Origin of the sequence: Paenibacillus ihuae, assembly GCF_001368795.1 — a bacterium.
Lineage (GTDB): Bacteria > Bacillota > Bacilli > Paenibacillales > Paenibacillaceae > Paenibacillus_AQ > Paenibacillus_AQ ihuae.
Genome location: NZ_LN831198.1, coordinates 3928512 through 3939751 on the forward strand (window position 1 = coordinate 3928512; position 11240 = coordinate 3939751).

Here is an 11240-nt window from a genome sequence, read left to right on the forward strand (position 1 = left end):
ATATTTCGGCTGATGCGGGTGCCTTGCGCTTGCCAATCCAGCCAAAGTGCCCGGTAGGAGCTATAGATGACATTCCCGCAAATCTGGGTATCCAGTGCGGCATGCAGTTTGATTCCCCCCACTTCTGCGCCGTGGAAGATACGCTTGTGGTGAATATTATAAATGCGGTTCTGGTAGATCAGACTAAAAGCAGCACCTAAATGTCCAACGATACCAGCCTGTTCACAATCATGAATGACGTTGTTGCGGACAATATGGCTTCCGATATGATCCTTATGCCAATTATTGCGCAATGCACGGAAAATAACTTCCTGCTCCCGTTGCGTTCCGCCTTTGCTGCGATTGTCCGAGTATTCGTTCTGCCCGGTAGTTATATCTTTGCCTAGGCTGATACCTGTACATTTGGACTCGCTGATCAGGTTATTCTCAATAATCCAGCCTTTACTCCAATGGGGACCGATAAGCCCTTCCTGCAAAGCAGTTGGTGGGGCCCACTGGGGGGATGCCTGCCGGAGAGTAAAGCCCCTGACGGTAATATAGTTGCGGCCGGTCTTCTCAGGCCAGAAGCAATAAGGGCGCACATTGATTTCCACATTCTCTTGGCGGGGGTCCTTGCCTCCGAAGTTCGCCCATATGGTGGTAGTGGTTGAGCTTACTTCCGCGTACCATTGCATCAAAGAGTTCTCCGCATATTTGGCCTCTGGCCAAACCTGGGGATTGTACAATTTCTTAACGCTATCACATTCATATAGGGATTTTTCATCAAGATACACATCCCCCAGATGCGGCTCGAACGCACCTTCAAACAACCAATCACCGTACAATTTAGTCTGATAGGGGTTGCGGATGACAAACAGACTGTTTGGCACCTCCGTCCTCCAGACACCGTCCCCTTCGTCTTTCCAATCAGCCACAGGCTCAGCACCCGTAATAACCACTTCTCCATCCCCGGCAGACTGGTATACAATCCTCTGTTCCTCTGTTCCTCCATTGGCCGGGTTGACCCATTCCCTGTAAACACCGCTATGCACGGTTATGATATCTCCCGGCTCCGCTATAGCAGCAGCGCGGGAAATAGTGCGGAAAGGTTGTGCCTCCGTACCCGGCGCTTGATCACTACCTTGAATTGCCACATGATATTCCACTAGACAACCACCCTTTCTTTTTATGTCTTCTTTCATCATTTTAAGTTAACCTTCCATATGTATCTTATTTCCAGATACGTCAAGCGCGCCACGTATAGATTATAATGCAACACAGAAGTAGAGCCATTGATATTTACAGAGCTTTTGTTGATATATCCAAAGAGGATGGAGACCATTCCCTTCTCCATAAACAGCCGATCAGCTGCTACCTTCACAGATTCAGGATAATGTTTAGACTTCTGACCTTTCTTAGCTGTCATAAAAATGCACCCCCTAGAATTACATAGGATTACCCTGGGGTTTTTCCAATGTCTATTCTAAGGGGTGTGGTTTTTTCAATAATATGTGCCTAGGCTTTTTTTACCGTGAAATATACTTGATAGGGTTCATAACCTATATCGCGGATTCTTCTCAGCTGAATTCCCGGATCCTGATTCGCCGTCTTGAAGAAATAGCGCCAGCTGCCCCACTCACGTTCATTCTCCATAATCAATTCAGAGGCAATATCATCTTGTGTAAAGAGAATTCTTTCATTCTCACAAATACCAGCCAGGACTTCAGGACCATAACGAAACGCTCCTGTCAGTTCGTCGTCCGGCAGAGGAATGAAACGGATGCCGACCGGCAGAATGATGCTGATCCGGTCACCATCCTTCCAATTCCGCATGATACTATAGAAGGCATTGTGATCCGTAGATTTCCCGTGAAGCTGATCGTTCACATAGATGACGGCTTCCGACATGATCCAGTCCGGTATGCGCAAATGGATGGCAAACGCTTGGGCAGAGCCGGTATGGACTACGAAATCATACTTTTTATAATCAGGCAGATTCTCGTGAAGAGCTGTAATCTCATTCAATTCCTGGTGTCCCGCAGTATTCGAAGAGTTCAGCATGCTTCCGCTCATGTAATCCTGCGATTGCTGAATCCGGACGCTCTCTCCGCCCAGCTCCGTGTTCAGCTCAGAATTGAAATACTGGCATACATAGACATCGTTCTGATTCTGATAATAAATCCCTCTGTTCAATGCTGCATTGGCTTGTACCATCGTTCCGTGGCAGCAGAAGAAGCTGTCGGTCTCTGTACTCCAATCTTTGCGCAGCCCTGCCTTCATCGGCAGGAAGTAGGTGAGCAGCCCGGTGGCGGGATTATTATGCTTATTGCCGGTCAGATGATACTCTTGGTAGTAGGCTTGAGCCATAATTCCGTTGTACAAATTATATTCGATATACTGCGCATAGGCCGGATGGGAGGTATGCCGGAAAAGAAACTCTGCCAGCCGAATCATGTTATACACCGTGCAGTGTTCCTGATTCTTGTCACCGAGGCGTGCTTTGATCTTCATCTTCGGCATCCACACTTCACCAGCCGTATTCCCGCCAGTAGCCAGCGTTCCCCGCTCTGTGACCGCACATTTCCAGTAAGCCGTGACAATGTCCATCCATCTCTGCTCGCCGGTAACCTCATAAGCTCTGGCGCAGCCGAGTACTTCAGGAATGGTGGTGTTGGCATGCATGTTGGTCAGAGGGTCTTTGTTTTCCAGTAACGGGCGGAAAAGTCTGCTGCGGTAATAACGCTCCAGCAAGGTCGTGTATTTAGCATTCCCTGTAATCTGGAGCAGGTCCGCCCAAGCTTCAAGCATTCCGCCTGTCTCCATGTCCAGAATGTCATCGAATTTCTCCCTGGTGAAGGTACTGCTCCACTCCACGAACCAGTCAGCGAAACGATCGGCTATCTCGAGCGCCTTCTGACTGCCGGTGAATTGGTACATATCCACAAGTCCCATAAATAACTTATGGATATTGTACTGCGGAGCCCATATCGCTTTACCTTGAGCAACCCAGTGTAAATATTTCTCCGGAATAGGCGCTGCCCATTGTCCACCGTTATCCTTCTGGCACTCTGCCAGCTCATCCAGGATGAGATCCGCTTTGAGCTTGAGTTCCAGATCTCCGGTTTCATGAAACCGCATAGCTGCGGCAGACAGCCAATGTCCAAGAAAGTGTCCCCGGATCTGACAGACGGGCGTCTCCCATCCTCCATGTGCATCCTGCGGAATATCTCTGCCATCATATCTTCCTGCTTCCACTTTATAGTTAAACAGAAGATTATCATTTGTCAGTTTCATTAAATAACCCCGGTTTGCTTCTTCCCTGCGTTTCAGATCATTATCATGAAGAACAACATGCTTGCCCTTAAGTTCTCTCATTGCTGCAGCCCCTTAATATAATGACATTGATTTTACAATGAAAGTATATAGCAGCGCTTCTATCAATCCAATGATTAATCCTAATATATAGTTGATCCATACTGAGTATTAAACTGAAAGCCGGTGTTAAAAAAATTGCTTGAAAAACTGTTCCTTTGCATTCGAACACCGACATTTTTCCTGTTTCTTTAAAAAATAAAAAAAGAACGACCACACCAAACAAGGGCATTGTCGTTCTTCTCAGTATAAATATATAGTTAATTATTCCGCACCCGCTCAACCCGTTCAATAAGCTCCTGAATCACCTCATCCGGTGAACGTTCGTTCATCCAGGTCTGGCCGAACATCTGGAAGACCTTCACCATCGGGAAGTCCTCCCAGAAGCCCACAAACTCCTCATTAAGATATACCTTATCTATAACGTGCTCATTCATTTCATTCAGGCACTCCTCCAATACGGCTTTTGCGGCGGGGTCACTCACCCATTCGCTGAGAAGGCTGAATTTATGGAACGTGATTTCTTCTTTTCCGAAGTCACAGTGCAATCTTCCCGTGATCCGGATGTCCTTGGACGAGCTGCCCAGCAGAATCTGAAAATATCCTGTGTCTGCAGCCCAACGGTTGTACTTGGTATTGAAGTACGAGAAATCTCTCTCCTCCAGCTCAAAGACGACCGTCTGTTGTTCGCCCGGATCAAGCTCCACCTTGGCAAAGGCCTTCAGCTCCTTCTCCGGCCGGGTCCACTTGCACTCTTCATCGTGTACGTACAGCTGAACGACTTCTTTCCCTCTGCGCTTGCCTGTATTGGTGAGTTGAAAAGATACTTTGACGCAAGTCCCGTGCTGCACCACTTCCAGGTCTGTATAAGCAAATGAAGTGTAGGACAAGCCGTGTCCGAACGGGAATTGCGGCGCCAGCTCCTTACGGTCGTAGTAGCGATAACCCACGAACAGGCCTTCGCGGTAATACAGCTTGCCGTTCTCTCCGCGGATCCGCATATGCGAAGGATTATCCGCCAGCTTCACAGGGAAGGTCTCCGACAGTTTACCTGAAGGATTCGTGTAACCGAACAATACCTCTGCTATGGATCTGCCCATGCCTTGACCCGACAGCCAGGAATGGATGACAGCAGGAACATGCTGCACCCATGGACGCATGACCAGCGCCGAGCCGCTGCTGGTTATCACGATACATTTTGGCTGAACAGCGGCAACCGCCTGAATCAGCTTGACCTGATGCTCCGGAAGCTCGATGCCCTTCAAATCATGCATTTCCGATTCGGCATATTCCGGCTGGCCTACGAACAGTACAGCCACATCGGCGTTTCTGGCCAGCGTTACACTTTCCTTAATAAGCTCTTCATTCACGGAATCATCTTCCGGGTATCCGGCTGTATAGCTCACCGTAGCCAGAGTACCTGCCAGCTCTTTGATTTCCTCCAAAGGGATATCGACTCTTGTAGGGGTTACCTTGGCACTGCCGGCCCCCTGAATTCTCGGCTTCTTCGCAAACCGTCCGATTACCGCAATCGACGAAGCCGTTTCCGGCCGCAGCGGGAGAATCGCGTTATCGTTCTTCAGCAGCACGATGCTTTCGGCCGCCGCTTTACGGGCCAGCGTATGATAATCCGCATCCTCTTTTTCCGCAGCTTTGTTTCCGGTAACCCGTTCAACCAGCTTCAGGATACGGCCCACACTCTTGTCCAGCTGTTCTTCGGAAAGCTTCCCTTCCTGAACTGCCTCTACTATGGCTTTGGCATTGTAATGGGCAGGGCCCGGCATTTCAAGGTCAAGTCCGGCCTTTAGTCCGCGTATCCGGTCATTTACAGCTGTCCAGTCCGACAGGACAACGCCTTCGTAACCCCACTCTTCTCTGAGAATATCATTTAACAAATGCTCATTCTCGCTGGTATAGGTTCCATTCAGCAGGTTATAGGAACACATGACCGTCCATGGATCGGATTTCTTTATGATCCGTTCAAAGGCGCTCAGGTAAATTTCACGCAGCGTCCGCTCATCGATTTCCGAGCTGGTCACCATTTTCTCGAACTCCTGGTTGTTGCCTGCAAAGTGCTTGACCGAGGCTCCGACGCCTTCGCTTTGGATACCGTTAATGAAGGCTGCGCCAAGCTCGCCCGTCAGGCAGGGATCTTCCGAATAGTATTCGAAATTTCTTCCGCCAAGCGGTGTTCTTTTCATATTAACGCCCGGACCGAGCAGCAGCTCTACCTCCATTGTTTTGGACTCCCGTCCAAGCGCCACGCCTACCTCATGCAGCAGCGCTGTATTCCAGGAAGAGCCTATTGCAGAGCCTGTCGGGTAACACGTCGCCGGAACATTCTCCGTTGTGATGCCCATCTCTTCATTACTGTTCGTCTTGCGGATACCGTTAGTGCCGTCATACATATGAACGGGCGGGATATTTAACCGCTCGATTCCTTTTGTCATCCACATATTCAAACCTGCGCATAGCGAAGCTTTTTCGGTAAGCGTCAATTCCTTCAACAATTCATCGGGTGATTTATTCATGCTGCTCCATCCTTTATTATCAGTTTAGTTTTCCTGTTCCTTTTTCAGCTCCTGGGCATCATACAGCTTGAAAAACGGAAACCAGACCGCAAACACAATCAGCAGAACCACCGCCAGCAGAATGAGTCCGTTAAATCCGCTCATCAGGTAGGTAGACAGCCCGATCGGGGTATACCACAGCTGGAAGATTTGGCTCGGCATCCGGACCAGCCCCATATCGAGGACAATATACACGAGAATCGGCGTGATCAGGCCGTTAATCCACATCGGAACCATAAGCAGCGGATTGAACGCAATCGGTGCCCCGTACACAACGGGCTCATTAATATTGAACAAGGACGGAAGGATTGTCGCTTTGCCGACAGACTTCAATTTTTTGGACCGGGCCAGCAGGAACCAGACGACTAAAGGCAGCGTAGCACCCATCCCGCCGATACCCAGCCAGCCGGAGAAAAAGGTTTCGAACGTATTGATATTGACCGGATCCTGACCGGCTGCAACGAGGGCTGCATTCTGTTCAATGGCAGGGATCCATATGGCGTACCAGATCGGAGTCATCACCCATGGGCTTACGCCGAAGGAATACAGCACCACGCCGATAAAGTTGAACAATACAAAGCCGGTCAGACTTTGACCCATGGCATTGATAGGCTCGAACACATTTACAATCAGCGCAAAAATATCGAAGTTAAGCGGATATACCAAAACCCATCCTGTAGTTAAGATCAGGGCTATCGGCACGAGAAAATCGAACCAGTCCATAATAAACTCCGGAAGGGAAGAGCCTTTTTTGAAGAACGAGAATTTCTGGCAAAGATTCATGACTAGAGCAACAAACACACCAACCAGCAGTGCCGTAATCATCCCCGAAGGCCCAAACCGTTCCAGAATGAACTGGATGGTACCGTCTTCATTTAAGGTCGGGTTAAGCAGCATCACGAAGAGGGATACCCCGCTCATTCCCGCCAGCAGCTTGATTTTGTGGCGCTCTCTTTTTTCCATGACGGTATAAGGCGTTAAAAAAGCAATAAACAACCCCAATAACCCGAAGCTAAAGGTCGTGATGGGTGTAAGATCCGGCATCCCCGGAATGAAATCCTTCAAGATTGAAATGAGTGTGATAATCGAGCCGACAAAAATCATCGGTATCGCCACCATAATGGCTTCTTGAATGGATGCAACCCAGAGATTATTTGTAAACGCCTCCAATCTAGGTGCAAACGATTCTGTCATCCACTTCATGAAACGCTTCATCTAAATTCCCCCTGTCTTTCTCTTATCTGCTACAACCCTAGTATAGTGTTTAATGATACCGTTTTCTTGTTGTAACTTGCCGGATCCGGGTTCGTATTTTGCCTACTTCCTGCCTCTTGTTCTAGCTTGTCTGCTTCGATCCAAAATAAACAACAAAAAACACCCCTTCAGCAGAAAAGGGATGTTTGTACGATATATTTTCAATTAAAACTGCCTTTCGAGCTGGAGCAGCAGCACCCCGTGAGGCGGGAGTACAATTTCTTTGCGCCAGCTTTCCTCTTGTACAAGCTCTGTCCGGATGACCGGACCGCTTCTGCTGTTTAAATACTGAATCTCCTCCTGCGATAAAAAATCTGGCGCTCCCATAGTCATCCACTCATCAAATACCGACCCATGCTCCCGGTCCAGCTGATAGCTGGTGCATTTATAGGGTCCTGTTAGCCGGTTTAGCGTGATTTCAAAGGCTTTGCTGCCTTTTTCCTCAAATACATCATAACGGGTGGAACCGGACAGCTCTGACCAGTCTCCACTCGCAAACAGCTGATCCACATGCACGTAGTGATAGAACAGAAATTGCAGGCTTCCGTCGCTTTTCCGGGTAAAGGCATAACCATCCCCTTGCATCAGCAGCTCGTCACCCAGCTTTTGCATCAGCTCAAACGCATAATACGCGGGTTTCTTCAGCCCGTCGCGGTTGATCAGGCCAAAGCCTCCATAGAACGGAGAAGCGGGAACGACACTTTCTTCAAAGACATCGGTAAAGGACCAGTAGGCCATCGCCTCCACGTCCCTGAGCGTGTTCATCGTCTGGTAGATGACAAACGGGGCCATGAACATCGTATCGTGAAGCAGATTCCGGTCATACAGTGAAAAATTCCACTCGGTTATGTGAAGCTCAACCTCACTGTAGGATGCCGCATTCATTTTTTGCCGCACACGTTCAATGCTTTCTTTAAAAAATGCCGGGGGCATGATTCGGGTCAAACGGCCTTCTTCCGTTTTTAGCTTGGGATACTCCGAATAAATATGGAACGAAAAGAAATCGAGCGGCACTTCCCGCGAGCGGCAGTAAGCTAAAAAATCCTCAGCCCAGGTATCGTTCCAGATCGAACCGTACCCCATGGCGGGACCGCCTGCTCTCAGCTCCGGCAGCACCGATTTAATCGCATGAACGGTGGATTCGTAAAAAGCAAAGTATTCTTCTTTGCTCCCTGCCCAGCATACCCCTGCCAGATCAGGCTCGTTCCACACTTCAAAATACCACTGCTTCACCTCATCCGCCCCGTAACGGTTCAGACAATGTCTTATGAATGCCCGGACCAGCGCTTCCCACTTGGCAGGATCTGCCGGCGGGCTGATATTGCCTCTCCACCAGAACAACGTTTCTCTGGACCTCGCCAGCTGTCCCGGCATAAAGCTCAATTCAACGAATGGCCGGACTCCCTGCTCCAGAAGAAAATCATACAGCTTGTCTATATAAGACCAGTTATACACTGGTGTGCCGTCTTCATTTTCACTGTATACCATCATCTCATCATTAAAAATGCCGTGAAACCGGATATACCGGAACGGGATGTTCCCCTTCAAAGCAGATAGCTGCTTCCGCCAATCCTCGCGCAGTCCTTCTACGGCTCTTCCGGCTGTCGTGGTGATATTCCAGTGCTTTTTATAGCTAGCCGTTGTCTGGTCTGTACGAACCTCAATCCGCGCGGGGGCAGCCGCTAGAGCAGCTGACAGCGGAACGCTGGACTGATCGGCATCCGTTTTGACGTCCAGATAGCGGTACAGTGATCCTATGGCATTCATCGTGTCCATCTCATAATAATCTCCGCTTGAGGATTCCTCATACGTTTTGGGCTTGCGGTTCAGATTCAGCCGGTGCGGTTCCGGTGCGAGCGAAGCTTCCCGGTAGGAACCCGGGGTGCAGCCGTACTTTTCCTTAAAATATTTGTTGAACAGCTTCACGTTAGCAAATCCGCAATCCAGGGCAATCTCGGAGATGGTCTTATCGCTTTCTGCCAGCTGGAGCTGGGCCTTCTCCAGACGGATAAGCGTCAAATACTTTTGAAAGGGGATTCCGATCTTGTCCGTGAAGAAGTGGGAAAAATAATGTAGGCTTAAATGCTCGGAGTCCGCCATATCCTGCAGCGTAATTTTCTCATTATAGTGGCGGTCAATGTATGTGAGGACACTGTTCAGTCTTTTATAATCGTTATCCTTGCTTCCTTCTGCCACCGCCGGATTCGTCCCGTCTGCAAAATATCTCAGCAGGCATCCGCATAACATCTGTAATCTGCCTATCGTGTAGCTTTGATAACCCGGCGATTTCTTGTTAATCTCCCATACCATTTGCGCAAGATTGTGTTTGATGCTGTGCAGCCGCGATGGGTCCTGCCCGGAATGACCGGCAGAGTTGCAGGAGATGAACACATTATTATGCAGCAGCTCGGGTCCGAACTGCAGGGTTAACAATACATTATCCTGATGGGTCCGCTCAATCTTGTGAACCGACATGCTGTTGATCACGAGAATATCATCTTCCTGGAGCGTATATTGCTTCTGGTCCAGATACATGTTGACCGAGCCATGGAGAACATACAGGATCTCAACTTCCTTATGCCAATGAAAATCAATATGCTGCACGGAATTTACGAAGAGCTTCATCGGCAGATCATCCTGATGCTGGATAAATTCGTATAGATAGCGAATCGTCTGCTCCCCCCCTTCATACCGCTTATTATAGGCATATCGATTTTAAGTTATCAATATGAGGGGGGGCTATTCGCGTAGCGCCAAAGGTGGACGAAAAAAGAGCAGCCCCCTCGGATATCATCACTCCGCAAGGACTGCACCTTTGTTACGTTAAACACAAAAAAACCTTGATTTCTCAAGGTTTTCACTGTAGTGCCGAGGACGGGGGTCGAACCCGTACGGTACTCACGTACCGCAGGATTTTAAGTCCTGTGCGTCTGCCTGTTCCGCCAAACCCGCATGAATACTGGCTTTGCAACGTTTGAGGATATTTCAACGTCACAGGACTGTTAAAGTCACATCGGTATAAAAATCGGCTAATCCTGTGCTGTTGAATTTATTGTACCAGAATAGAAACGAGAACTCAAGTTCGTGCATCTGCAATTAGTTTTACCGTCATCGGATACTATTCTTTCGAAAATTCCGAGGTCTAGCAGAAACTCCAGTACCTAAACCATTCCCACCCATTAGGAAGGTATCATCCCCTGCTTCAGGCCAGTACTCAGGCTTTGTTTCATTTAACCTAACAGGTATCTCTACCTCATCGTCTGTGCTGTTTCCACAGTACTGTGTTAACTCGTCCAATCCTTCATAAGAGTCCAGGTTAACCGCCATATATCCAATTGGAGGATACTTCATTAAACTGAAGATGCCAAAATCCCCTCTTTTAAAGTCAGCCCAATCGCCTCTAAATTGCGGCATCCCTACATCTCTTATTACCTTTAGACTCATATATGGATAAACCCAATAAAATATCTTGATACCTTTTGGAATAACCATTAAATCATCTAGAACGTATTCTCTAAATTCCTCATCAATCTTGCTAACTCCAAAGTCTCCAGTTGCTGAAAGCATATGCCCAAGCAATGCTTTACAGATTAGTGCTGGTTTCGTTCGAACCATCATGGTTGTATTCGGTAGCAATAATCTTGTTTTAATCATAAGCATCACATCGGATGCTAGTTCATTCAGGACAGGGTCACATTTTGCACCTAATAGTGCATTGTTACAGTCCCCGCAAATTGTCCGATATTTAACACCATTCTGCGAAAACTGATACTTTCGCTTTTCACTACCAACCAAATATTGAAGGATCGATTCTTGCTCTATATCGTTAAATAGTTGCCCACCTTTTGGAGGGACATGATCCCAAGTTAGCCGCTCTATTTTGCCGCAAATATTACACGGACCCGTTTGTTCTTTTTTGAACTTAAGATAGTGCAAATAACCCCCTCCTACATACATTGCAATATGAATGGCGAACATCTCATCAACTCAAAGAATGATAAAAGAGGCTAGGCACTAACCTAACCTCTTCAGATGAATGGATAAATGATTGATTATTATTCCTCT

Annotated in this window: 7 protein-coding genes and 1 tRNA gene; all 8 read right to left on the reverse strand. The window is 48.1% G+C overall.

What is annotated here, in order from left to right; translation table 11 throughout:
- Positions 1 to 1145 (reverse strand): right-handed parallel beta-helix repeat-containing protein (locus AQR02_RS18160; RefSeq protein WP_159067786.1); only part of this gene is annotated, 1145 nt, incomplete at its 3' end.
- A gap of 35 nt (positions 1146 to 1180) precedes the next feature.
- Positions 1181 to 1405 (reverse strand): hypothetical protein, encoded by a 225-nt coding sequence (locus tag AQR02_RS18165; protein WP_054941681.1) that lies wholly within the window; start codon positions 1403 to 1405, stop codon positions 1181 to 1183.
- 89 nt (positions 1406 to 1494) lie between these two features.
- Positions 1495 to 3354, reverse strand: coding sequence for a beta-L-arabinofuranosidase domain-containing protein (locus tag AQR02_RS18170; protein ID WP_054941682.1), 1860 nt, complete (start codon positions 3352 to 3354; stop codon positions 1495 to 1497).
- Positions 3355 to 3611: 257 nt separating this feature from the next.
- Positions 3612 to 5882 carry a beta-glucosidase family protein gene (locus AQR02_RS18180; protein WP_054941684.1) on the reverse strand — a complete coding sequence of 757 codons (2271 nt, stop codon included), beginning with the start codon at positions 5880 to 5882 and terminating at the stop codon, positions 3612 to 3614.
- 24 nt (positions 5883 to 5906) lie between these two features.
- A complete protein-coding gene (locus tag AQR02_RS18185; RefSeq protein ID WP_054941685.1) occupies positions 5907 to 7136 on the reverse strand; it encodes a PTS sugar transporter subunit IIC in 1230 nt (409 codons plus the stop codon).
- Between the two features lie 204 nt (positions 7137 to 7340).
- The gene (locus AQR02_RS18190; RefSeq protein ID WP_082451900.1) at positions 7341 to 9800 is read right to left on the reverse strand and encodes a GH39 family glycosyl hydrolase; all 2460 of its coding nucleotides are present in this window, start codon (positions 9798 to 9800) and stop codon (positions 7341 to 7343) included.
- A gap of 244 nt (positions 9801 to 10044) precedes the next feature.
- A tRNA-Leu gene (locus AQR02_RS18195) sits at positions 10045 to 10119 on the reverse strand.
- Between the two features lie 164 nt (positions 10120 to 10283).
- On the reverse strand, positions 10284 to 11111 hold the full coding sequence (locus tag AQR02_RS18200; RefSeq protein WP_054941687.1) for a hypothetical protein: 828 nt from the start codon (positions 11109 to 11111) through the stop codon (positions 10284 to 10286).
- Positions 11112 to 11240: the final 129 nt, after the last annotated feature.

What these genes read in the sequence shown, in the direction of transcription:
- AQR02_RS18165 (WP_054941681.1), bottom strand. Translation starts at nt 1,405, where the DNA reads ATGACAGCTAAGAAAGGTCAGAAGTCTAAACATTATCCTGAATCTGTG.
- AQR02_RS18170 (WP_054941682.1), bottom strand. Translation starts at nt 3,354, where the DNA reads ATGAGAGAACTTAAGGGCAAGCATGTTGTTCTTCATGATAATGATCTG.
- AQR02_RS18180 (WP_054941684.1), bottom strand. Translation starts at nt 5,882, where the DNA reads ATGAATAAATCACCCGATGAATTGTTGAAGGAATTGACGCTTACCGAA.
- AQR02_RS18185 (WP_054941685.1), bottom strand. Translation starts at nt 7,136, where the DNA reads ATGAAGCGTTTCATGAAGTGGATGACAGAATCGTTTGCACCTAGATTG.
- AQR02_RS18190 (WP_082451900.1), bottom strand. Translation starts at nt 9,800, where the DNA reads ATGAAGCTCTTCGTAAATTCCGTGCAGCATATTGATTTTCATTGGCAT.